The sequence below is a fragment of the Pseudomonas sp. S1(2024) genome (assembly GCF_046557535.1).
In genome coordinates, this window is sequence record NZ_JBKGFP010000046.1 from 1 (window position 1) to 23,567 (window position 23,567).

Here is a 23,567-nt window from a genome sequence, read left to right on the forward strand (position 1 = left end):
CGCAAAAAAAGGCCGCTCCGACAGGAGGACGCGCGCTTTTGTAGGAGCGGCCTTGTGCCGCGATGGGCTGCGCAGCAGCCCCGGCAATGTCAGCTGATACGCCGCACCGGCAGCCACAACCTCACCCGCACCCCTCCATCGACGTTATCCACAGCCAACGCCCCGCCATGCAGCTGCATCACCTCGGCCACAAAATTAAGCCCCAACCCAGTGCTCTTGCGCCCACTCCCCGGCCGCGGCAGCGAGTAGAACCGCTCGCTCACCCGCCCAATGGCGTAGGCAGGTATCGCCTGCCCCTGGTTGAACACACTCAGCGCCACCCGTTCGCCATCACGCTCCAGGTCGAACAACAGCGCGCCTCCCTCCGGGGTGAAGTCCAACGCGTTGTCGAGCAGGTTGGCCAGCGCCTGGCGCATCAGGAACGGGTCACACAACAAGCGCAAGCCAGCCGGCACCCGCTGGCGCACCTGCAAATCGGCACCTTCGATACGCGCCGCATGGGCCAACAGCAACTCGTCCACCAACGCCGCCAGCGCCACCTGCTGCTCATCCTCCAGCGCCTGCATCTGCTCGACCCGGGCCAGGTTGAGCAGGCGTTCGATCATCTGCTGCAAACGCTCGCTCTCGCGCTCGATGTTGCCGGCAAAGCGCGCCCGCTGGTCAGCCGGCATGTCATCGCCCTGCAACAGCTCAGACGCGCCACGAATGGCCGCCAGCGGGCTTTTCAGCTCGTGTGTCAGGGTATGCACATACCGCTCGACATAGGCCTTGCCTTCCAGTTGGGTGCGCATGCGCTCGACCGCCTGGGCCAGGTGCGCCAGTTCGCCACCCTTGTAATGCGGCAGGGCGGCGCGCTCGCCCTCGCTGACCGCCTGGGCGTAGCGGGCCAGCCGGCGCAGCGAGCGCGCCAGCCACCACGACAACGCGGCACCGATCAGCAGGCCCAGGCCGATCAGCCCCAGGCCCAGGGTAAGCAGGCGCCGTTCGGAGCGGTCGATGTACGGTTGCAGCGAGCTGTTGGGCTTGGCCACGGTGACCACGCCGATGATCTTGCCATCGTCGATGATCGGCGCGCCCACGTGCATCACCGAGGTGCTTTCATCGTCGGGGTCGCTGCGGGTGGAGCGGGCGCCGTACTGGCCACGCAAGGTCAGGTACACGTCATTCCACTTCGAGTAGTCCTTGCCCAGGTCCTCGCCGCTGGAGTCCAGCAGCACGGTGCCCTTGGCGTCGGTGACATAGATGCGGTGGCTGACCTGGTTCTTGGCCAGCCCCCAGATCTGCGCACCCGGGCTGCGCGAGCCGTAGGCCTTGAGCACTTCGGGCAAGCGGCTCTGGTTCAGGGTGCCGGCCTTGACGTCATCGTGCAGGATCTCGGCCAGCAGGTTGGCGGTGTCCACCAGCGTTTCTTCCGAGGACTGTCGCACTACCGGACGGATCTGTTCACGCACCGTGTTGAGCAGAAAGTAGCCCGCCAGCCCGACGAACAGGAAGTACACCAGGAAGATCCGGATGCCCAGGCGCATCAGGCATGGTCCGGGCTGTAGCTGTAGCCGAGGCCGCGGTGGGTCTGGATCGGTTCGGCGTCGCTGGCCACCTGGCGCAGCTTGGCGCGCAGGCTCTTGATATGGCTGTCGATGGTGCGCTCGTACCCCACGTCAGAGGCCACACCCACGGCGTCGAGCAGCTGTTCGCGGCTGAATACCCGGTGCGGTTGCTCGAGCAGGCATTGCAACAGGCGGAATTCGTGGCGGGTGAGGGGAAGAGGCTGGCCGCGGTAGGTGATCTGCATGCGTAAGGTATCGAGCTGGAACAGCGTGGTCTCGACAGCTGGCTCGACCCTGGGGCCCATGCGCTTGAGGATCGCCCGTACTCGCGCCGCCACTTCACGCGGGCTGAAGGGTTTGACCACATAGTCGTCTGCGCCGATTTCCAGTCCCACCACCCGGTCGATTTCGCCGTCGCGGGCGCTGAGGAACATTACCGGTACTTCGCTGAAGCGGCGCAGCTGACGGCAGGTTTCGAAGCCACTGATATCGGGCAAGCCGATATCGAGGATGACCAGGTCGGCCGGGCGCTGGCGCTGCTGGTCGAGGGCGGCGCTGCCCAGGGTTACCCATTCGGTGCTATGGCCGTCGGCCTGCAGGGCATAGACCAAGGTGTCGGCGATGGCGGCTTCGTCTTCGACAATGAGGATGTGGGGCATGGCGTCCGGGCCTGTGCAGATATCTATAGGCGACGCACTATTGTGTAGGAGCGGCCTTGTGTCGCGAAAGGGCCGCAGAGCGGCCCCGGCGATTTCTGCATCAGCGCTGAGATCGTGGGGCCGCTATGCGCCCCATCGCAGGCAAGCCAGCTCCCACAGGTACCGCGCAGCCCACAAGGACACGCGCCATCCCTGTGGGAGCGGGCGTGCCCGCGAAGAGGCCGGCACAGGTAGCTTGCGATCAGCAGTCAGGCTTGCCAGCGGTGAACTTCTTGGCCGGGTTGACCGCCGCCTTGAACTCGCGCAAAGCCTTGGAGCCCACCAGCAACGGGTAGTTGAAGCTGCTGCGGTCCACCAGGTTGACCTCGACGGTGCGCTTCACGTCCCCCAGGCACAGCTCCAGGTCGACCACCGGGCGCTTGGAGATTTCCGGCGCATCGCCTTCCTCTTCTTCATCGGCACGGCCCTTGATCTTGCTGATGCGCGAGACCTTGTGCTCATACACCTTGCCGTCCGAGTCCTTGGTGGCCAGGCGGAAGCGCACCCACTCGTCGCCATCACGGGTGAACAGCTCGATGTCCTTGGCCGACAGCGACGCGGTGAAGGCACCGGTATCCATCTTGGCTTTCAGGGTTTCGCCCAGTTCGGGCAGGGCTATGTTCTCGTAACGGCCATAGATTGTGGGCTCGGCGGCCATGACCGGCAGCGCCAACAACGACAACAGGGCAAGCAGAGGTTTCACAGGCAAGCTTCCTTGAGGAGGGTCAGTGCTTAGACTGCACTGGCAGGATAGGTTCGCTGTCACAAGCCTATCCAACATAATGTGAAACATTTGTCCTCGCCGCAGGGCACTGGAAATTTGGCGTAGGCCACTGCCCTGCTTATCATTGCCAACCGTTTATCTCCCACAACAAGAGTCTTTTTATGCGTCGCCTGCTGACCGGCATCCTCACTACCACCCTGCTGCTGCTCAACACCCTGGTGTTGATCTGCCCGCTGCTGGTCTTCGCCCTGCTCAAACTGGTGCTGCCGGGACGTGGGCGTGACTATGCCTCATGGGCGGTGATGTGGGTGGCCGAGACCTGGTCGGAGATCGACAAGGCCATCTTTGCCCTGTGCATTCCTACCCAGTGGGATATCCGCGGCGTCGAGAACCTGCGCAAGGACACTTCGTACCTGGCCGTCAGCAACCACCAGACCTGGGTCGATATCCCGGCGCTGATCGAGAGCCTCAACCGCCGTACACCGTTCTTCAAGTTCTTCCTGAAGAAGGAGCTGATCTGGGTACCACTGCTGGGCCTGGCCTGGTGGGGCCTGGACTACCCGTTCATGAAGCGCTACAGCAAGGCCTTCCTGGAGAAACACCCAGAGCTCAAGGGCAAGGATCTGGAGATCACCAAGGCGGCCTGCGAGCTGTTCAAGCGCCAGCCGGTGACCGTGGTGAACTACCTGGAAGGCACACGCTTTACCGAGGCCAAGCACCGCGAGCAGCAATCGCCCTATCGCTACCTGCTCAAGCCCAAGGCTGGTGGTGTGGCGTTCGTGCTGGCGGCATTGGGCGAGCAACTGGATGCCTTGCTGGACGTGACCATCGTGTACCCCGGCAACAAGGCGCCGGGGTTCTGGGATTTGCTCAATGGCAGCATCAGCCGGGTGATTATCGACATTCGTGTACGTGAACTGGACCCGATGCTGTGGGCGGGGGATTACGAGAATGATGCTGAGTTCAGGCAGACCGTGCAGGCCTGGGTGAACCAGTTGTGGGTGGAGAAGGACTTGCGGATCGAGCAGCTGCGGGTGGAGATGGGCTGAGATCTTTACTGCCTGATCCGGCCTCTTCGCGGGCATGCCCGCTCCCACAGGATCTCCACAGTTTTTTTATTCTTTTTCGGTCCCTTTGGGGCAGGCGAGCCCCCGAAAAAGAAGGGTCTTCCCTCCCCCAAGGGGATTTCTACGTTTTTGGATTTCTGTGCAGGTCCTGTGGGAGCGGGCGAGCCCGCGAAGAGGCAGGTACAGGCATTACAAGAATCCGATTAAAAACCTGGCTAATAATCAGCATTAGGATTACTTCTTTGTCACACCCCACCTAAGTGGATAAAAATCGACCAAAGCACAACTACAAAAAAGCTCTGGATCGAACGATGGCCAACCCACCCAGCTCCACCCCCGTCCAGCTCCGCCGTGTCCTCGGCCTGCCCGCCCTGGTGTTCTTCGGCCTGGTGTACATGGTCCCGCTGACCATCTTCACCACTTACGGCATCGTCACCGAACTTACTGGTGGCCGCACGGCCGGCGCCTATATCGTCACCTTGGTGGCCATGCTGTTCACCGCCACCTCCTACAGCTTCATGGTCAAACGCTTCCCGGTCGCGGGCTCGGCGTACTCCTACACCAACATGGCCTTCGGCCCGAACGTTGGCTTCCTGGCCGGCTGGTCGCTGCTGCTCGACTACCTGTTCCTGCCGATGATCAACTACCTGCTGATCGGCCTGTTCCTGAACATCGCCTTTCCGGCCATCCCTGCGTGGTCGATCGCGCTGGCTGCTATCGCCCTGGTCACGGTGCTCAACGTGGTCGGAATTCACTCTGTGGCCAAGACCAGCAACCTGATCGTCGGTGCACAGATCGTCTTCATCGTGGTGTTCGTCGCCCTGTCCTGCCAGTCCCTGGCCGGCCAACCGCTCGACCTGCTTTCACCACTGCTGGGCGACGGTTCGCAGCCGGGCTTCGGCGCGCTGATGGCTGGTGCGGCGGTGCTGTGCCTGTCGTTCCTCGGCTTTGACGCTGTCTCGACCTTGGCCGAAGAATGCCGCGATGCCCGCCGCGATGTGCCACGGGCAATCATCCTCACCACCCTGTTCGCCGGCGTGCTGTTCACCGTGCTGGCCTATGTCAGCCAACTGGTACTGCCCGGCACCACCTTTGCCAATGCCGATGCGGCGGCCAACGAGGTAATGTTCAAGGCGGGTGGGCAATTCCTGGCCAACTTCTTCACTGCGGCCTATGTAGCTGGGAGCCTGGGCTCGGCGCTGGCCTCGCAGGCGGCGGTGTCGCGCATTCTGTTCACCATGGGTCGTGACAAGGTGCTGCCGCAGCGAACGTTCGGCTACCTGTCACCGCGCTTTGGCACGCCGGTGTTCGCCATTCTGCTGGTTTCGGCGTTCTCGTTGCTGGCGTTGATAATCGACCTGGCGACCCTTGCCTCGCTGATCAGCTTTGGTGCGCTGGTGGCGTTTTCGGCAGTGAACCTGGCGGTGGTTAAGACCCACCTGGTGGACGATGGCTCGCAGCGCAGCCTCAAAGGGCTGCTGAGCTATGGCCTGGTGCCGCTGGTGGGGTTGGGGCTGACACTGTGGCTGTGGACCAGCCTGTCGGCGCTTACCTTGGTGATCGGCTTGTGCTGGTTTGCGCTGGGTCTTGCGTACCTGGCAGTACTGACCGCCGGCTTCCGCCGCCCGGTACGCCTAGTAGACTTTACCGAAGCGACCTGACATGACGCGATTCCGTGTTTGCGGGATACACCATTCTCATTGCCTGCGCTGGCCTTTGTAGGAGCGGCCTTGTGTCGCGAAGGGCCGCAAAGCGGCCCCAGGATTTCAGCGTCACCACACAGATTGCCGGGGCCGCTTCGCGCCCCTTCCGCGACACAAGGCCGCTCCTACAGGTACAGCGTCAGCCTTCAAGGCTGTGATGCTGGCAAAACCCTCAGACCGAAGGTCGGGTCAATGGAGCAGGAGTGGTCCACAAACTCCCCAGGTTCTGCAACAGCGACCCGGCAATCCCCTGCTGCCCCAGGTACTGCAGCAGCAACGGCGCAAACTGCCCGATCATCCCGGTATCCATGCCCAGCGCCTTGAACGCATTGTCCAGGTCGCTGCGGTTTTCCACATTGTTGCCCAGCGCATTGCTCAACGCCGACTGGCTCTCGCTGTTCTTGCCCAGCAACTCACCCAAGCCACTCAAGCCACCCAGTGCATTGGCCCCGGCAAGTAGGTCCAGCCCTGGCACGGCCTTGGTCAGCTGACCGTAGTCGTCGGAACTCAGGTTGTTGCGCGCCAGCCCCAGCATGGCCCCTGCCCCGCCCACGGCCTGCTCTGGGGTGATATTCAATTGGCTACCCAAGGTGTTGAGCAGGTTTGCCTGCGCCTCGGGTGCCTGCACCTGGCCTTGCTGGCTTTGATTCTGGTTCTGCATGGCCGACACGGCGTTAGCGGCGTCGCTGAGGTTGAAGGCGAACACCGGGCTTGCGGCCAGGGTCATCAGGGTTGCCAAGGTGAATGCTTTCATCGGGTGGGACCTCGTGGGCCGGGATGGCCTGGGAAACGCGACATCTGACTGGCTTTTTGCAGGTTTGTTCCGACCCGGCTGTCGACCACCTTTGCAATCCGCCACAGTGCTCACGACCTGTTAAAACTGCTAGTTGTGATGGTTTTACAGGACCCGCAAAGTAATCGACACAGCAATCACCACTCAGGTCACCATCATGCCTACCTCTTCCACAAGCAAGAACGATCAGGGTCTGGCTCCCCAGCGTAGCCTGCACTTCTACAAGAGTGAGAATCTGACAACTGAAATAGCCGCGCAGGGCAATCGTCGCTTGTTATGGGCAAATGACATGGCGCTAGCCCAACTGGATCAGGCACCATCGGCAAAGATGCTTCGAGTTGACCTTGCCAATTCAGTCCTCGGTATTGGTTCTTGGCCAATGGCGTATTCACCCTATGGATACTTGGCCACCGACAGATTGGAAGCGTTGCTGGGATTCACTGGGCAGAGGTATGACCGGGTTACTCAAGGGAACCCCCTGGGTGCGGGGCGTCGGTTTCACTCACCCGGACTTATGCGCTTGTGCACCGAAGACCCGTCGAGCCCATTCGGAAAAGGCGGTCTGAATTCATATGCCTACTGCGTGGGAGACCCTATCAATCGGGATGACCCAACGGGTGAATCTTCCCGGTTGCTGCTTTTCCGCGCTTTCAACTCGTTCAAGAAAGCATCGGTCAATTTTGCTATTAATGGGGGTCACGGATTCGTAGGAAAAGGCGCCAGCAGAAAAAAAGCAGGCTTTAATAACATTGCAAATAACGCCACCACGATAACTGCAAATCCCTCCACATTAGCAGGTACTGCTCCAGCATCTACACCGACTGGCTCCAAAGCTTTGACAATCGCCCCAGAAAAACCCGTTGAACCCATTTTTTCGAACATTAAAAAGATCCACACCCCTGTGGTCATAAAACCGACTCAACCCAGCAAAGTCAGAGTTAACCGTATCATTGGAGACAGACGCAGCTCCAATATGCTTGGAGGGATATTCGGGGTTCTTTTTGGCGGGATAATTGTCGGGCTGGCTGTTTGGGCAATAATGAGCAATGCTCGAAGAAATTAAGTATTGCATCACGTCTCGCCACCACCAAATCACCAGCACGGCCGCTACAGACAAGCTTAATGCGCTGGCGCACCCATGCAAAAAGCCCCTCAGTATGAGGGGCTTCTCGTTACATCATGGCATCACGCCGCACCCCACATCTTGTGCGGGTCGATCACGAACTTCTTCGGTACACCTGCATCGAACTCGCCATAACCTTCCGGCGCCTGATCCAGGTTGATCACCTGCACACCAACCACTTCAGCGATGTTGATTCGATCCCACATGATTGCCTGCATCAGCTGGCGGTTGTACTTCATGGTCGGGGTCTGGCCGGTGTGGAAGCTGTGCGACTTGGCCCAGCCCAGGCCAAAGCGAATGCTCAGCGCGCCGATCTTGGCGGCAGCATCCACCGCACCCGGGTCTTCGGTCACGTACAGGCCCGGGATACCGATGTTGCCGGCAACGCGGGTAACCTGCATCAGCGAGTTCAGCACGGTAGCTGGCGCTTCATGCTTGGCACCTTCGTGGCCATGGCCGCGGGCCTCGAAGCCAACGGCGTCGATGGCGCAGTCCACTTCCGGCTCACCGAGGATGTCGACGATCTGCTCGTGCAGCGGGGTGTCCTTGGACAGGTCGACCACTTCGAAGCCCTGGGACTTGGCGTGAGCCAGGCGGGCTGGGTTGAGGTCGCCAACGATGACGCAGGCAGCGCCCAGCAGACGTGCCGAGGCAGCGGCAGCCAAACCGACCGGGCCGGCGCCAGCAACGTAGACGGTGCTGCCTGGGCCTACACCGGCAGTCACGGCACCGTGGTAGCCGGTCGGCAGGATGTCGGACAGGCAGGTCAGGTCACGGATCTTTTCCATGGCCTTGTCGCGCTCGGGCAGTTTCAGCAGGTTGAAGTCGGCGTACGGCACCAGCACGTACTCGGCCTGGCCGCCGGTCCAGTCGCCCATGTCGACGTAACCATAGGCACCGCCAGCGCGGGCAGGGTTGACGGTGAGGCAGACACCGGTGTGCATTTCCTTGCAGGAGCGGCAGCGGCCACAGGCGACGTTGAATGGCACCGAGACCAGGTCGCCAATCTGCATGCGCTCGACGTCACGGCCCTTCTCGACGATCTCGCCGGTGATTTCGTGGCCCAGGACCAGGCCGACCTGGGCAGTGGTGCGACCGCGGACCATGTGCTGGTCGGAGCCGCAGATGTTGGTGGAGACCACCTTCAGGATCACGCCGTGCTCGATCTTCTTGCCGCGTGGGTCCTGCATTTTCGGGTAGTCGATCTTCTGCACCTCGACCTTGCCGGCGCCGAGATATACCACTCCACGATTGCCAGACATGCTCTTACCTCGCTTGATTTATATTTATGCAGCGGTGGTTGAACGCGCCGCCATCCGTGGGCGGCATGTGTTACTGGAATGCAGGGAATTGTGGGCCTGATGGGGACGGATGCGCTGACTGGAAACGACAGGCAAATACCTCTGAACGGCAATCGGCCAGGTGGTGGTCGCGCGCATGCCCGGGGCGATGAATATCTACCGCAATACGTTGGCGACCGAGTGATTCGATAGGGATGCAGTAACCCATCGTCTATCAAACCGGAGAACCACCATGACGGATACTGAGCGCCCCGAGGACGCCTTCTGGCCATACTGGGTCGAGGCTGCCAGGCAGCAGGGCTTCGACCCAAACATCGAAGCAGCATTGTTCGGCAAACAGCGGTACTTTCTGGACGCCGACAAGATCTTCTATTACGCGGCTTATGGTCCAGGCTACGACTTCGACGAAGAAGCCGAAGGCATGGATCTTCACGAGTTCAAAGCAGGCTGGGTGGACCGCGACGGCGATCCAATCCCAGGTAACAAACTGGGTGCGGACATGCGCCAGAGGTTCGTTACAGCCATCCGCGAAACCCTGAAAGCCCATGCCCGTGATAAAAGCTAGACGCGGTCAGAGCACCACAGTCCTGTTCGCATTGAGGAACACTCGTCGCTCGATGTGATACCCCACCGCTCGCGCCAGGGTCAGGCACTCGATGTCGCGCCCTTTGGCAATCAGGTCTTCGGGGTAATGACTGTGGTCGACCACCTCCACACCCTGGGCGATGATCGGGCCTTCGTCCAGGTCGTTGTTGATGTAGTGCGCGGTAGCGCCAACCATCTTCACGCCCTTGTTGTACGCCTGGTGATAAGGCTTGGCGCCTTTGAACCCTGGCAGCAAGGAGTGGTGAATGTTGATCGCCCAACCATCCAGGCGCCGGCACAGCTCTGGCGACAGCACCTGCATGTAGCGCGCAAGAATCACCAGTTCGGCGCCGGTTTCCTCGATCACCTCAAGTACCTTGCGCTCTTGCCCGGGCTTGTCCTTGGGGTCGAGGGCAAAGTGGTAGTAAGGAATCTTGTGCCAGTGTGCCAGGGGTTCGAGATCAGGGTGGTTGGATACCACCGCGACCACGTCCATGGCCAGCTGACCGATACGCTGGCGATACAGCAGGTCGTTAAGGCAGTGGTCGGCCTTGGACACCATGATCACCACCTTGGGGCGATGGTTAGGTGCGGTCAGCTCGAAGGTCATGCCGAACGCCTCGCTGCGCTCGGCAAGGCCGGCCCGGAAGCCGGCTTCATCGAAATCATCCGGCTGGCGGAACTCCACGCGAATGAAGAAACGCCCCGACAGCCGGTCATCGAAGGAGTGGTGCTCCGTCACGTAGCAGCGCTGCTCGAAGAGGTAACGCGTCACCACGTCGACGGTGCCGAGCATGCTCGGGCAGTCGGCGGTGAGAATCCAGGTATCCGGTGCCCGACTCATGTTCTGTTCTCCTTAAGCCTCGATGCTCAGGCCGTACTCGGCCGAAGCGTCCTGCAGCCACAGCCACCAGTAGTCGGCGAAGCTGCGGCGAATCACCAGCTCCCAGGTATCTTCGGCGGTGCGGCGGATCACCAGTTGCGACTTGGCGAAGACGGTGCCGACTGCCTTGCCCACCGGGAAGTTGTTCGGATGAACATCATAGCTGGTGGACTTCATCAGCACTTCGCGCACGTTCGGGCCGCGCAGTTCCAGCAGGCTCTGCCCGCCGCTGACATTGACCACCTGGATGTGCTGGCCTTCGAGGGCTGCGCGCAGCTTTTGCTCAACGGCAAACTCCTGGCCACCCGGGACGATCAGCAACCACTCGTCAGGGCCCATCCATTGCAGCGACATTTCGTTGTTGGCGACCACGGTCAGTGCCACTGGCAGCTCCAGGCCCAGGGCCTTGTGCACGCCGGCAGCGAACTCCGGGTCGTGGCCATCGCCACGAATGGTCAGGTGGCCGAGGAACTTGCGTTCACGCAGGGTCACGCCTGCGTTCTTGCGGCCTTTGCCAACCAGGCTGGCCAGGTCGGCGTGGTGCAGTGGCGACTGGGCCTTGGCCTCGGCGCCGGGGTTTTGCTGGAAGACGTTGATAGCGCTCATTTCTTACCTGCCTTGAATTCTTGTTCGTCGATGCGACGCAGCTTGTGTGTTGGGGCTACCGGCCTCATCGCCGGCAAGCCAGCTCCCACAGGGAGCTCGCCAACCTTCAAAGCTGCATCGATCCTGTGGGAGCTGGCTTGCCGGCGATTGGGCCTGGCCTGCCCCCACAGGGCCCGGAGTCAAACGTTCTGCCGCTCACCCTTCGGATCGAAGAACACCGAAGACACGATCTCCGCCTCGATCACGCTGCCATCCGCCTGCGGCGAGTAGACGCGCTCGCCCATGCGCTTGAGGCCGCCTTTGACCACACCCATGGCGAACGAGTAGCCCAGGGAGTTGGACGCGTAGCTGGAGGTGACGTGGCCAACCATATCCATCGGGATCGGCTGTTTCGGGTCGAACACCAGCTGGGCGCCTTCCGGCAGCCACTGGTTCGGGTCGACCGGCTTCAGGCCTACCAGTTGCTTGCGGTTGTCGCGCAGGCAGTCCTCGCGGTTCATGCCACGCAGGCCGATCCACGAGAACGGCTTGTTACGGCCCACGCACCAGCTCATGTTCAGGTCGTCCGGGTTCATCGAGCCATCGGTGTCCTGGCCAACGATGATGAAGCCCTTCTCGGCACGCAGTACGTGCATGGTCTCGGTACCGTACGGGGTCAGGTTGTACTTCTTGCCTGCCTCGATGATCTGTTCCAGCACGCCCATGGCGTAGTTGGCCTGCACGTTGACTTCGTACGACAGCTCGCCGGTGAACGAGATACGGAACACCCGGGCCGGTACGCCGCCGACGTTGCCTTCCTTCCAGGTCATGAACGGGAAGGCTTCCTTGTCCATGTCGATGTCGGTCAGCTCGCTCAGCAGCTTGCGGCTGTTGGGGCCGGACAGGGTCATGGTGGCCCAGTGGTCGGTGACCGAGGTGAAGTACACCTTCAGTTCCGGCCATTCGGTCTGGTGGTACAGCTCCATCCACTGCAGCACGCGGGCGGCGCCGCCAGTGGTGGTGGTCATGATGAAGTGGTTGTCGCCGACGCAGGCGGTTACGCCGTCGTCGAAGACCATGCCGTCTTCCTTGCACATCAGGCCATAGCGGGCCTTGCCCACGTCGAGCTTGGTCCAGGCGTTGGTGTAGATGCGGTTGAGGAACTCACGCGCATCCGGGCCCTGAATGTCGATCTTGCCCAGGGTCGAGGCGTCCAGCAGGCCCACGCTGTCGCGCACGGCCTTGCATTCACGGGTCACGGCGGCGTGGATGTCTTCACCGGCTTTCGGGAAGTACCACGGGCGTTTCCACTGGCCGACGTCTTCGAACTCGGCGCCGTTCTTCACGTGCCAGGCATGCAGGGCGGTGAAGCGTACGGGCTCGAACAGGTGACCACAGTGACGGCCCGCTACTGCACCGAAGGTAACCGGCGTGTAGTTGGGGCGGAACATGGTGGTGCCCATTTCAGGGATGGTAATGCCGATCGAACGGGCGGCGATGGCTAGGCCGTTGATGTTGCCCAGTTTGCCCTGGTCGGTACCAAAGCCCAGCGCGGTGTAGCGTTTTACGTGCTCGACCGACTCGAAGCCTTCGCGGGTGGCCAGTTCGATTGCGGCCGCGGTGACGTCGTTCTGCTGGTCGACGAACTGCTTGGGTGCGCGGGCAGTGCCCTTGTCGTGCGGCACCTGGAACAGTGCCACGGTGGCCTCTTCCTTGCGCGCAACGGTTTTCGGCAGGCTGCCGACGGTGGCCTTGAAGCCCGCTTCGGTGGCTGCGCGAACGCCGCCTTCGAAGCCATCGGCGATCACGTCGCCCAGGGCGTAGACGCCGTTGATGCCACCCACGCATTCGCGTTTCTGCGGAGCATCGCCCGGCACGAAGCCGAGGATATCTTCACGCCATACCGGGCGACCGCCCAGGTGCGAAGCCAGGTGCACGATCGGGCTGTAGCCGCCGGAGGTGGCGATCAGGTCGCACTCGAGAGTTTCGCCAGGGCTGGTGACCTTGTGTGCCTGCACATCGATGGCGGCCACACGGGCGCCGCTGACGTGCTTGCTGCCCTTCGCCTCGATCACGGCGCTGGAGGTAAGGATGCGGATGCCTTTGGCACGTGCTTCTTCAACCAGCGAGCCACGTGGGTTGTGGCGGGCGTCGGCAATGGCGACCACTTGCAGGCCGGCGTCGTGCCAGTCCAGCGCGGCGCGGTAGGCGTGGTCGTTGTTGGTCGACAGCACCAGCTTGCGGCCCGGGGCCACGCCGTAGCGGCGTACGTAGGTGGACACGGCACCGGCCAGCATGTTGCCCGGCAGGTCGTTGTTGCCGTACACCAGCGGGCGCTCGTGGGCGCCGGCAGCCAGCACCACGCGCTTGGCGCGGACGCGGTGCACGCGGTGGCGTACCTGGCCGATAGGGGCGCGATCGCCGAGGTGGTCGGTGAGGCGCTCGTGGATGGTCAGGAAGTTATGGTCGTGGTAGCCGTTGACCGTGGCACGTGGCAGCAGGGTCACTTCCGGCAGGCTTTCCAGCTCTTTGACCACAGCGCTGACCCAATCGGCAGCAGGCTTGCCGTCGAGGGTTTCGCGGGTGTCGAGCAGGCTGCCGCCGAACTCTTCCTGCTCGTCAGCCAGGATCACGCGGGCACCGCTGCGGCCAGCGGCCAGGGCAGCGGCCAGGCCGGCAGGGCCGGCGCCGACGATCAGCACGTCGCAGTGCTGGTTCATGTAGTCGTAGCTGTCCGGGTCGTTCTGCAGCGGCGCGCGGCCAAGGCCTGCGGCTTTGCGGATGTACTTCTCGTAAGTCATCCAGAACGATTTCGGGTACATGAAGGTTTTGTAGTAGAAGCCCGGCGGCATCATGCTGCCGCCAACCTTGCCCAGGATGCCCATGACGTCGTTGTTGACGTTCGGCCAGCCGTTGGTGCTGGTAGCTACAAGACCTGCGTACAGCGCCTGCTGGGTGGCACGCACGTTGGGGATCTGGGTGGCTTCGCTGGAGCCGATCTGCAGGATGGCGTTCGGCTCTTCGGTACCGGCGGCGATGATGCCGCGTGGGCGCGAATACTTGAAGCTGCGGCCGACGATGTCGACGCCGTTGGCCAGCAATGCGGCGGCCAGGCTGTCACCGGCATAACCCTGGTAGGTCTTGCCGTTGAAAGTGAAGTTCAGGACCTTGCTGCGGTCGATACGGCCGCCGCTGGCGAGGCGATAGGTCTGGCTCATACTTTTTCCCCTTGGCCTTTGACGGTCGACGCGGCGCTGTTCTGCTTGCCGCTGGCGGTCACTTGCGGCTTCTCGCCAATCTTGTAGGTTTCCAGAATCTCGTAGGTCACGGTGTCACGGGTGACGTTGAAATACTGGCGGCAGCCGGCAACGTGGTCCCACAGTTCGTGGTGAATACCGCGTGGGTTGTCACGGTAGAACATGTAGGTACCCCACTCCTCGTCGGAGCAGGCGTTAGGGTCCAGCGGGCGGGCGATGTGCGCCTGGCCAGAGGCGTGGAACTCTTCTTCGGAGCGCAGCTCGCCGCAGTGGGGACAGAAAATATGCAACATGACGGTGTCTCCGGTTAGTGGGCGACGGCGGCGGCGCCGTGTTCGTCGATCAGTGCGCCGTTGTAGAAACGGTCCATGGAGAACGGCGCGGCCAGTGGGTGCATTTCGCCCTTGGCCAGGCTCGCGGCGAAGACGTTGCCCGAACCCGGGGTCGCCTTGAAGCCGCCAGTACCCCAACCGCAGTTGAAGAACATGTTCTTGACCGGGGTCTTGGTGATGATCGGGCAAGCGTCCGGCGAGGTATCGACGATGCCGCCCCACTGGCGGTTCATGCGCACGCGCGAGAGGTTGGGGAACATCTCGACGATGGCCTGCAGGGTGTGCTCGATCACCGGGTACGAACCGCGCTGGCCGTAGCCGACCCAGCCGTCGATACCGGCACCGATCACCAGGTCGCCCTTGTCGGACTGGCTGATGTAGCCGTGCACGGCGTTGGACATGATCACGCTGTCGATGATCGGCTTGATCGGCTCGGATACCAGTGCTTGCAGCGGGTGCGATTCCAGCGGCAGGCGGAAGCCGGCCAGCTTGGCCATGTGCCCGGAATTACCGGCGGTGACCACGCCGACGCGCTTGGCGCCGATGAAGCCTTTGTTGGTTTCCACACCGATGACCGCGCCGTTTTCCTTTCGGAAGCCGATCACTTCGGTCTGCTGGATCAGGTCCACGCCCAGGGCGTCGGCGGCACGGGCGAAGCCCCAGGCCACGGCGTCGTGACGGGCCACGCCGCCACGGCGCTGCACGGTGGCACCGAGGATCGGGTAGCGGGTGTTCTTCGAGCAGTCCAGGTACGGGATCTCGGCCGCGACCTGGGCGGTGTTGAGCAGCTCGCCATCCACGCCGTTCAGGCGGTTGGCGCTGACCCGGCGCTCGGAGTCACGCATGTCCTGCAGGGTGTGGCACAGGTTGTACACACCGCGCTGGGAGAACATCACGTTGTAGTTGAGGTCCTGGGACAGGCCCTCCCACAGCTTCATGGCATGCTCGTACAGGTGCGCCGACTCGTCCCACAGGTAGTTGGAACGCACGATGGTGGTGTTACGGGCGGTGTTGCCGCCGCCCAGGTAGCCCTTCTCGATCACGGCAACGTTGGTGATGCCGTGTTCTTTGGCCAGGTAGTAGGCCGTGGCCAGGCCATGGCCGCCACCGCCGACGATAACCACGTCGTAGACCTTTTTAGGGGTTGGCGTGCGCCACATGCGCTGCCAGTTCTCGTGGTGGCTGAGGGAGTGCTTGAAAAGGCCGAAGCCCGAGTAACGTTGCATGGTGTGTGACTCCACTCAGCGGTAAACAGGGAAATCTGCGCACAGGGCCGCGACGTTCTTCGCCACATCGGCTTCGACGTCTGCGTCACCGAGGTTGTCGAGGATGTCGCAGATCCAGCCGGCCAGGGCCACGCACTGAGCGACCTTGAAGCCGCGGGTGGTGACGGCCGGGGTACCGATGCGCAGGCCCGAGGTGACGAATGGCGACTGCGGGTCATTCGGCACGGCGTTCTTGTTGACGGTGATGTGCGCGCGGCCCAGGGCGGCGTCGGCATCTTTGCCGGTGAGGCCCTGGCGGATCAGGCTGACCAGGAACAGGTGGTTGTCGGTGCCGCCGGAAACCACGTCGTAGCCGCGGTCGATGAACACCTGGGCCATGGCCTGGGCGTTCTCGATCACTTGTTGTTGGTAGGCCTTGAATTCAGGCTCCAGCGCTTCCTTGAAGCAAACGGCCTTGGCGGCGATCACGTGCATCAGCGGGCCGCCCTGGGCGCCTGGGAACACCGCGGCGTTCAGCTTCTTCTCGATCTCTTCGTTCGACTTGGCAAGGATCAGGCCGCCACGTGGGCCGCGCAGGGTCTTGTGAGTGGTGGTGGTAACCACATCGGCGAACGGGATCGGGTTCGGGTACAGGCCAGCGGCAACCAGGCCGGCTACGTGGGCCATGTCGACGAACAGCAGCGCACCGACCTTGTCGGCGATGGCGCGGAAGCGTGGGAAGTCGAGGGTCTTGGAGTAGGCCGAGAAGCCGGCAACGATCATTTTCGGCTTGTGCTCGACCGCCAGGCGCTCGACTTCGTCGTAGTCGATCAGGCCGGTGTTGGTGTCGATGCCGTATTGCACAGCGTTGTACAGCTTGCCCGAGGACGACACCTTGGCGCCGTGGGTCAGGTGGCCGCCGTGGGCCAGGCTCATGCCGAGGATGGTGTCACCAGCCTGCAGCAGGGCCAGGTAAACCGCAGCGTTGGCCGAGGAGCCGGAGTGCGGCTGGACGTTGGCGTAGTCGGCACCGAACAGCTGCTTGGCGCGCTCGATGGCCAGGGCTTCTACCTTGTCCACGTGCTCGCAGCCACCGTAGTAGCGCTTGCCCGGGTAGCCTTCGGCGTACTTGTTGGTCAGGCCGCTGCCTTGGGCCTGCATCACGCGCTTGGAGGTGTAGTTTTCCGAGGCGATCAGCTCGATGTGGTCTTCCTGGCGCTGTTCTTCGGCATTCATCGCCGCCAGCAGTGCATCGTCGTAACCCTGGATCTGGTCTTGCTTGCTGAACATCGTGTATCTCCCGGCAGCGATCGTTTTTTGTCGTGGGGCACTGTGGCCCTTTGTGGCGATGTTATGACTGGCCGGGGCGGGTCAGATGCCTGCGCACGCCTTGCAATGGCGCGTTTACGACATTCGTTTTGCACTGGCCTCTCTGGCCTCATCGCCGGCAAGCCGGCTCCCACAGGAATGACACTGTTCTCAAGCCCTGTGGAGTACCTGTGGGAGCCGGCTTGCCGGCGATAGGGCCAGTACAGGCACCGCTGAAGTCAGCCGATGCACCGCTTGTATAGGCAACTGCTGAATCGATGGTTTAGAGTGCTGTTCTGCGTCGTTCACAGGACAGTGTCATGACAGATAAGAGCCAACAATTCGCCAGCGACAACTATTCCGGTATCTGCCCCGAAGCCTGGGCAGCGATGGAAAAGGCCAACCATGGCCACGACCGCGCCTACGGCGACGACCAGTGGACCGAACGCGCCGCGGAATACTTCCGCAAGCTGTTCGAAACCGACTGCGAGGTGTTCTTCGCCTTCAACGGCACCGCCGCCAACTCCCTGGCCCTGGCCTCGCTGTGCCAGAGCTACCACAGCGTGATCTGCTCCGAGACCGCCCACGTCGAAACCGACGAGTGCGGTGCGCCGGAGTTCTTCTCCAACGGCTCCAAGCTGCTGACCGCGCCCAGCGTCAACGGCAAGCTGACACCACAGTCGATCCGCGAAGTGGCGCTGAAGCGTCAGGACATCCACTACCCCAAGCCACGGGTGGTGACCATTACCCAGGCCACCGAGGTGGGCACCGTCTATCGCCCCGACGAGCTGAAGGCGATCAGCGCCACCTGCAAGGAGCTGGGGCTGAACCTGCACATGGACGGCGCACGCTTCAGCAATGCCTGCTCGTTCCTGGGCTGCAGCCCGGCAGAGCTGACCTGGAAGGCCGGCGTCGATGTGCTGTGTTTTGGCGGCACCAAGAACGGCATGGCGGTGGGCGAGGCGATCCTGTTCTTCAACCGTCAGCTGGCCGAGGACTTCGACTACCGCTGCAAGCAGGCCGGGCAACTGGCATCGAAGATGCGCTTCCTGTCGGCGCCTTGGGTGGGCCTGCTGGAAGATGGCGCCTGGTTGCGCCATGGCGCGCATGCCAACCATTGCGCGCAGTTACTCGCCTCGCTGGTGAGTGACTTGCCGGGAGTGGATCTGATGTTCCCGGTTGAGGCCAACGGGGTGTTCCTGCAGATGCCGGAGCATGCGATCGAGGCACTGCGCGGCAGGGGATGGCGGTTCTATACCTTCATTGGTAGCGGCGGGGCGCGGTTCATGTGCTCGTGGGATACCGAGCAAGAGCGGGTGCGCGAGCTGGCGGAGGATATCCGCAGCATCATCGGCGCCTGACAGCCCGCATTCGCGGGCATGCCCGCTCCCACAGGAACATCGCAGCCGTCGAGAGCTGTGCAGTACCTGTGGGGAGCGGGCAAGCCCGCGAAGAAGCCGACACTGATCTAAAGCCTGAACCCACCCATCTGCCGCGTCAGGTCATCCGCCAAGCCACGCAGCGCCTGGCACTCTTCGCGACAGCCCTGCACCTCCGCCGCGGTCTCCCGCGCCAGGTCGGAAATCCCCTGCACCGTACGATTGATCTCCTCGGTCACCGCCGACTGCTCTTCGGTCGCAGTAGCCACCTGATGATTCATGTCGCTGATGTGCTCCACCTGGTCAGTGATCGCACCCAATGACGCCCCGGTGCGCTGGCTCGACTCTACCCCGCTACCCGTCGCCTGCTGCCCCGCCTGCATCGAACTCACAGCCGAACCCGCGCCCTGCTTCAAGCGCTGGATCATCTGCTGCACTTCGTCGGTGGACAGCTGCGTGCGCCGGGCCAAGGTACGCACCTCATCGGCCACCACGGCAAACCCACGGCCCATCTCCCCTGCCCTGGCCGCCTCGATGGCGGCATTCAGCGCCAGCAGGTTGGTTTGCTCGGAAATACTACGGATCACCGCCAGAACTTCGTCGATCGAAGCTACTTCCTCGGCCAGCTGGCTGACTGCATCGGCCGCCTTGCCGATATCACCCGACATCCCCTCGATACCACGGATCGAGCGTTGCACCACTTCACGCGCCTGCAGGGCTTCGTCCCTCGCCGATTGCGAGGCCTGGGCCGCATCACCGGCATTGCGGGCAATGTCCTGCACGGTCAAACCCATTTCGTGCACGGCGGTAGCGACCATTTCGGTCATTTCCTGCTGGCGCCCGGAACGCTCGGCGGTGTTGTCCACCACCTGTGTCACCTGCTCGACCGCCAGGTGCAGCCGCTCGGAAGTGTGCAATACCTCGCCGATCAACCGGCGCTGGCTGTCGAGGAAGCGGTTGAAACCACGCGCCAGGTCACCCAGTTCGTCCTGGCGTGAATCGTCCAGCCGATGGCTCAGGTCACCCGCGCCACTGCCAATCTGCACCAACGCCGCTGTCACGCGGCGGATCGGCCGCACCAGGCCACGCGCCAGCAGCACCATTAGCAACAGCGACACCAGGGCCACGGCACCACCGATCAGGCTGGTCAGCCATACCGCCTGGTGCATTGGCGCGTAGATTTCCTCCTCGGGCACCTCGGCCACCAGGGTCCAGTTGAGGTCGCGAAGGGGCAGGCCGAGCGCCAGGTAGCTTTCGCCGTCACGGCTGAAGCGGCTGCTGCGCAGGCCTTCGCCGCCAGTCATCAGCACCTTGGCAGCATCCGCGCCGAGCTGTTCGGTGAGCTGGCGTTTGCCGCTGAAGGCAGCGTCCGGATGAACCTGGATCAGGCCATCGTTACGCACCAGGAACACCTTCCCGTGTTCGCCAAATTTGAAGTCATGGATCAGCTTCGACAGTTCGGTCATGCGCAGGCCCATACCGGCCACACCGACCAGTTGGCCATTCTTTTCCACGCGATAATCGATGAACAGCGCGAGCTCGCCGGTGGCACCGTCGATGTCGATGTTGATCAGGCGTTCGGCACCGCTGTCGATGTAGCCGTAGAACCATTTGTCCTTGGGGTTGCTGCGGCTGAGGGTACGGTCCAGGCCATTCTCGTTGTAGTAGTGGCCGGTGTCGGTCGAGACGAACAAAGTGGTGAAGGCCTGGTTGCGCTGCTTGGCGGCGGTCAGGTATTCGATGAATGGAGCGGCATGGGCGGGGTCTTCACCGGCGGCAAGCCAGTCGCGCAGCAGGGTGTTGCCGGCAATATCCGCCGCCGCCACCAGCGGCTGGCCGAGCATGCGCTCGATGTCGTTGCGGATGGCCTCGATGCTGGCGGGCAGCGCGGTATCGACCAGATAGCGTTCGGTGAGACGGTTTAACGCCACCGTGAAAATGATGACCACCACCAGGATGCTCGCCAGCAGGGCTGCGCCCATGCTGGAGATCAACTGCCACTGGATGCTCTTACGCCAGATACGCATGCCCTACTCCCCGCATAATTATTGTTTTGCGGAAAGTGTATACACTTGCGTATCCAGTTAATCCAGTGACCTGAAGCAATCAGACACCCTGTGGGAGCGGGTTTACCCGCGAATGCGATGCTGAATGCACTGACGCATTCGCGGGTGAATCCGCTCCCACAGAGGTCGATGCAAGGCCTTATTGTTCGGCTATGGTCCGCACGATGGCGTCCACCGTGGCATCGATCTGCGCCTGGGTACGCTCCAGCGTCTTGCGGTGCTCATCCTGCAGCTCGATCTGCCGCGAACACAGGTTCAGTGCGGCCAGCACCAGCAGCTTGTCGCCGATCAGGGTCGGGTACTGACGCTTGGTCTGGGCCAGGGCGGTGTTGAGCATCTGCACCGCCTGGGCCAGGGTCGCTTCCTGGCCTTCAGGCGCCTTGATCGAATAGTCGTTGCCGAGGATCGACACGACATTGATCGGCTGCGCTCGAAGTGTCATGCGCCTACGACGCCGGCGTTGGCGCGCTCGAGCAGGGCCTGCAGGCGTGCGGCGGTGCTGCCGTTCTTCTCTTCCTGCTCCATCAGCGACAGCTGCAGGGTTTCGTTCTCTTCCTTGGCCTGGGCCAGTTCCTGACCTAGGGCGGCGTTCTGCTCGGTGAGTTGAGCGTTCTTCTGCATCAGGTCGCTGACCAGTTGCTCGATTTGATTCAGGGAAGCTTCCAGCATGGGTCTATCTCAGGTTGTTGCGAGGGGCGCACACGATAAAGAAAAGTGCGGCCCATCGCCATTAAATATCGGATTCACAAAGTGTCTAACCCGCAGATTGACAGAGTAGCCGGCCCCTTGTTCCGACCTGGGTCAACCGCCGGTCAGGAAAAGGACTGACGAAAGCGCCCGTGGCCAGCAGCAGAACAACGAAATCGAACAGGCGGCCAGCACCCTCATGGAGATGATCAGCGCTGTGGAAGAAGTGGCGCGGAAAGTGGACGCAACCTGGCGAACATCAATGACCTGTCGGTGCAGAGTGCTACCGGGGCGCAACAGGCCCGTGCGGTGACTGCAGAATTGTCACGCCTTGCCTTGGACTTTAATGGGTTGGCGAGATGCAGCCCTGATCTGTTCAGCAAGCTCCAAGGGGCTTGGAGACTCGCTGGCGGTGGTAGGGCCAACGAAGGGCGAAAATTCAGCCCCAGCCAAATCCATCATGAGAGGCCCAAAACTATTCTCAACCTGTTTCTTCAGCGACCTGCCGACCGAAAATCCTTTTAACCCGGCCTTAACAATACTCCCAGCAGTCGCCAACTCTTTACCACCAGGTACTCCGTAAAAAGCCAGGCTGCCTCCGATACCGGCCGTCCATTTAGCCGCTTCAGCCAACACCTTCAATCCAGCTGGACGAGCCCAAGCTGCTTTAATCCGCGAGCCTAGCCATATCGCGCTTTTGAGAAACGAGAGAATGCTGAATGCTCCGCTCGGATCTTGCCTGTTAACCGGATCTCCCAAGCAATAGGCATAAGCATTGATACCCCCCTTGGAAAATGGGCTCAGCTGGTCTGCAGACAAGAATCGCCTTGATGCGGAGCTATATGCTCTTCTGCCATTGCCGAGCAGATAAAAGCCTGTGAGGTTATCTCGGCGCTCGCCATTAAATGCGAGTACCCAAGCAGCATTGCCTGGATGTGCACCATAGGGGTCATATGCGCCGTGTGTTCTGCAGTGGCTGCCGTAAAACACTGAACCGCTCATATCCACAACTAGCAAATGGCAACGGTTCATGCTCAATACTCAAAGAGGACTGAGGCAATTCTATTTGGTACCTCGGGTAATCTGGAACTGTCGGAAATACCAGTTGTGAAACAGAACAGGGCCGCTTTGCGGCCCTGGGAACACCGGATCAGTAATCGATCCGCACATCCCCTTTCGGCACGCTGCAGCACGACAGGATGTAGCCCTCGGCTTCGTCCTCTTCGGTAATGCCGCCGTTGTGTTCCATCTCCACTTCGCCGCCCAGCTTGAGCACCTTGCAGGTGCCGCAAATGCCCATACCGCAGGCTTTCGGGATCATCAGGCCAACCTTGGCCGCCGCCGCGTGCACGGTCTCGCCCGGGGCGATGCGGATGCTCTTCTCGCTGCCGATGAACTCCACCAGGTTGAGGTCGGCCACATCCAGTTCCGGCGCGTCGGCAGCCTGCTCGGCATGCTCCACCGCATCGGCCTTGGCCTCGGGCGGCGTCGCACCGAACGATTCCTCGTGATAGTTCTTCATGTCGAAGCCGACCGCTTCGAGCATACGCTTGACCGCAGTCATGTATGGCGTCGGGCCGCAGCAGAACACCACACGGTCCATGTAGTCCGGCGCGATCAGCTCCATCAGGCGCTGGTTGAGGTAACCGCGATAACCCGCCCACGGCTCACCCAGGCCATGCTTTTCACAAATGATGTGCAGGCTGAAATTGGGGATGCGCGAGGCCATCTGCTCCAGTTCACGATGGTAGATGATGTCCTTCGGCGAACGGGCGCTGTGCACGAACACCATGTCGACATTGCCGTTGGTGTCGTAGAACCAGCGGGCCATCGACATGACCGGTGTGATCCCGACACCGCCGGAAAGGTACAGCACCTTCTGCGCCGGGAAATCGATGGCGTTGAACAGCCCCACCGGGCCATGCACTGGCAGCTCGGCGCCTTCGTGCATGGTGTCGTGAAGGAAGTTGGACACCAGGCCGCCCGGTACGCGCTTGACCGTGATCGAGAAGCTGTAGGGCACCGAGGGTGAACTGGAGATGGTGTAGGAGCGCATCACCGGCTTGCCTTCGATCTCCAGCTCCAGGGTGACGAACTGCCCCGGCTTGAAGAAGAACATGATCGGTTGATCGGCCATGAAGCAGAAGGTGCGCACGTCCCAGGTCTCCTGGATGACCTTGACGCAGCGCACGATGTGACGGCCGTTGGCCCAGGTCTGGGTAGTGACCGGATTGAGGAAGGTATCGGACATGTTCATCTCCAGCAGCCGACTATTGGCCGTTTTATGGCTTGGATAATGCGCAAGCTGAAGACGACGTACATTC

21 protein-coding genes and 1 pseudogene are annotated in these 23,567 nt (G+C 61.9%); 5 read left to right on the forward strand and 17 right to left on the reverse strand.

From position 1 onward, the window contains the following. Nucleotides 1-89 precede the first annotated feature (89 nt). The 3 genes from creC to ACLCGK_RS12715 all read right to left on the reverse strand — a co-directional run bounded on the left by creC (nucleotide 90) and on the right by ACLCGK_RS12715 (nucleotide 2,948). Complete coding sequence (creC, locus tag ACLCGK_RS12705; protein ID WP_013970529.1) at nucleotides 90-1,526, reverse strand: two-component system sensor histidine kinase CreC; 1,437 nt, start codon at nucleotides 1,524-1,526, stop codon at nucleotides 90-92. Continuing rightward, nucleotides 1,526-2,206, reverse strand: a complete 681-nt coding sequence (creB, locus tag ACLCGK_RS12710) for a two-component system response regulator CreB (protein WP_039613202.1) — start codon at nucleotides 2,204-2,206, stop codon at nucleotides 1,526-1,528. Before creB ends, creC begins: the two co-directional genes overlap by 1 nt. A gap of 241 nt (nucleotides 2,207-2,447) precedes the next feature. Next, nucleotides 2,448-2,948, reverse strand: coding sequence for an ATP-dependent zinc protease (locus tag ACLCGK_RS12715; protein WP_003257529.1), 501 nt, complete (start codon nucleotides 2,946-2,948; stop codon nucleotides 2,448-2,450). 182 nt (nucleotides 2,949-3,130) lie between these two features. On the opposite strand from ACLCGK_RS12715, the gene ACLCGK_RS12720 reads away from it, so the two are divergent. Together ACLCGK_RS12720 and ACLCGK_RS12725 are read left to right on the forward strand one after the other, a co-directional pair. Next, nucleotides 3,131-4,018, forward strand: a complete 888-nt coding sequence (locus ACLCGK_RS12720) for an acyltransferase (RefSeq protein WP_013970527.1) — start codon at nucleotides 3,131-3,133, stop codon at nucleotides 4,016-4,018. A 329-nt stretch (nucleotides 4,019-4,347) separates the two neighbouring features. After that, nucleotides 4,348-5,697 (forward strand): APC family permease, encoded by a 1,350-nt coding sequence (locus ACLCGK_RS12725; protein ID WP_024088008.1) that lies wholly within the window; start codon nucleotides 4,348-4,350, stop codon nucleotides 5,695-5,697. 214 nt (nucleotides 5,698-5,911) lie between these two features. On the opposite strand, the gene ACLCGK_RS12730 is transcribed toward ACLCGK_RS12725, so the two are convergent. Next, nucleotides 5,912-6,493, reverse strand: coding sequence for a DUF2780 domain-containing protein (locus tag ACLCGK_RS12730; protein WP_013970525.1), 582 nt, complete (start codon nucleotides 6,491-6,493; stop codon nucleotides 5,912-5,914). Between the two features lie 196 nt (nucleotides 6,494-6,689). Here ACLCGK_RS12730 and ACLCGK_RS12735 point away from each other — a divergent pair, with 196 nt between their 5' ends. Then, nucleotides 6,690-7,595, forward strand: a complete 906-nt coding sequence (locus tag ACLCGK_RS12735) for an RHS repeat-associated core domain-containing protein (protein ID WP_410952118.1) — start codon at nucleotides 6,690-6,692, stop codon at nucleotides 7,593-7,595. Nucleotides 7,596-7,717: 122 nt separating this feature from the next. Here ACLCGK_RS12735 and fdhA read toward each other — a convergent pair whose 3' ends face one another. Next, nucleotides 7,718-8,917 (reverse strand): formaldehyde dehydrogenase, glutathione-independent, encoded by a 1,200-nt coding sequence (gene fdhA, locus ACLCGK_RS12740; RefSeq protein WP_015268662.1) that lies wholly within the window; start codon nucleotides 8,915-8,917, stop codon nucleotides 7,718-7,720. Between the two features lie 271 nt (nucleotides 8,918-9,188). On the opposite strand from fdhA, the gene ACLCGK_RS12745 reads away from it, so the two are divergent. Continuing rightward, nucleotides 9,189-9,521, forward strand: a complete 333-nt coding sequence (locus tag ACLCGK_RS12745) for a hypothetical protein (protein ID WP_410952119.1) — start codon at nucleotides 9,189-9,191, stop codon at nucleotides 9,519-9,521. Nucleotides 9,522-9,527: 6 nt separating this feature from the next. Here ACLCGK_RS12745 and purU read toward each other — a convergent pair whose 3' ends face one another. From purU to ACLCGK_RS12775, 6 genes are all read right to left on the reverse strand, one after another. Further along, on the reverse strand, nucleotides 9,528-10,385 hold the full coding sequence (purU, locus tag ACLCGK_RS12750) for a formyltetrahydrofolate deformylase (RefSeq protein WP_410952120.1): 858 nt from the start codon (nucleotides 10,383-10,385) through the stop codon (nucleotides 9,528-9,530). A 12-nt stretch (nucleotides 10,386-10,397) separates the two neighbouring features. Next, complete coding sequence (locus ACLCGK_RS12755) at nucleotides 10,398-11,030, reverse strand: sarcosine oxidase subunit gamma (RefSeq protein ID WP_013970521.1); 633 nt, start codon at nucleotides 11,028-11,030, stop codon at nucleotides 10,398-10,400. Nucleotides 11,031-11,209: 179 nt separating this feature from the next. After that, nucleotides 11,210-14,227 carry a sarcosine oxidase subunit alpha gene (locus ACLCGK_RS12760; RefSeq protein ID WP_410952121.1) on the reverse strand — a complete coding sequence of 1,006 codons (3,018 nt, stop codon included), beginning with the start codon at nucleotides 14,225-14,227 and terminating at the stop codon, nucleotides 11,210-11,212. Then, nucleotides 14,224-14,559, reverse strand: coding sequence for a sarcosine oxidase subunit delta (locus ACLCGK_RS12765; RefSeq protein ID WP_013970519.1), 336 nt, complete (start codon nucleotides 14,557-14,559; stop codon nucleotides 14,224-14,226). Before ACLCGK_RS12765 ends, ACLCGK_RS12760 begins: the two co-directional genes overlap by 4 nt. Before the next feature lie 14 nt (nucleotides 14,560-14,573). After that, nucleotides 14,574-15,824 (reverse strand): sarcosine oxidase subunit beta family protein, encoded by a 1,251-nt coding sequence (locus ACLCGK_RS12770; RefSeq protein ID WP_003255680.1) that lies wholly within the window; start codon nucleotides 15,822-15,824, stop codon nucleotides 14,574-14,576. A 15-nt stretch (nucleotides 15,825-15,839) separates the two neighbouring features. Then, nucleotides 15,840-17,093 carry a serine hydroxymethyltransferase gene (locus ACLCGK_RS12775; protein ID WP_013970518.1) on the reverse strand — a complete coding sequence of 418 codons (1,254 nt, stop codon included), beginning with the start codon at nucleotides 17,091-17,093 and terminating at the stop codon, nucleotides 15,840-15,842. A 338-nt stretch (nucleotides 17,094-17,431) separates the two neighbouring features. Here ACLCGK_RS12775 and ACLCGK_RS12780 point away from each other — a divergent pair, with 338 nt between their 5' ends. Then, complete coding sequence (locus ACLCGK_RS12780; RefSeq protein WP_410952122.1) at nucleotides 17,432-18,472, forward strand: threonine aldolase family protein; 1,041 nt, start codon at nucleotides 17,432-17,434, stop codon at nucleotides 18,470-18,472. Between the two features lie 107 nt (nucleotides 18,473-18,579). On the opposite strand, the gene ACLCGK_RS12785 is transcribed toward ACLCGK_RS12780, so the two are convergent. The 6 genes and pseudogenes from ACLCGK_RS12785 to gbcB all read right to left on the reverse strand — a co-directional run bounded on the left by ACLCGK_RS12785 (nucleotide 18,580) and on the right by gbcB (nucleotide 23,494). Further along, nucleotides 18,580-19,317, reverse strand: coding sequence for a methyl-accepting chemotaxis protein (locus ACLCGK_RS12785; protein ID WP_410952131.1), 738 nt, complete (start codon nucleotides 19,315-19,317; stop codon nucleotides 18,580-18,582). Nucleotides 19,318-19,443: 126 nt separating this feature from the next. Beyond that, nucleotides 19,444-20,517: pseudogene (locus ACLCGK_RS12790) on the reverse strand (cache domain-containing protein); the annotation flags it as partial. Between the two features lie 178 nt (nucleotides 20,518-20,695). Continuing rightward, nucleotides 20,696-20,998, reverse strand: coding sequence for a cell division protein ZapA (locus ACLCGK_RS12795; RefSeq protein ID WP_003257516.1), 303 nt, complete (start codon nucleotides 20,996-20,998; stop codon nucleotides 20,696-20,698). After that, complete coding sequence (locus ACLCGK_RS12800) at nucleotides 20,995-21,225, reverse strand: hypothetical protein (protein ID WP_003257514.1); 231 nt, start codon at nucleotides 21,223-21,225, stop codon at nucleotides 20,995-20,997. Before ACLCGK_RS12800 ends, ACLCGK_RS12795 begins: the two co-directional genes overlap by 4 nt. A 342-nt stretch (nucleotides 21,226-21,567) precedes the next feature. Continuing rightward, a complete protein-coding gene (locus ACLCGK_RS12805; protein ID WP_410952123.1) occupies nucleotides 21,568-22,275 on the reverse strand; it encodes an RHS repeat-associated core domain-containing protein in 708 nt (235 codons plus the stop codon). A gap of 118 nt (nucleotides 22,276-22,393) precedes the next feature. After that, a complete protein-coding gene (gene gbcB, locus ACLCGK_RS12810; protein ID WP_025337388.1) occupies nucleotides 22,394-23,494 on the reverse strand; it encodes a glycine-betaine demethylase subunit GbcB in 1,101 nt (366 codons plus the stop codon). Nucleotides 23,495-23,567 lie beyond the last annotated feature (73 nt).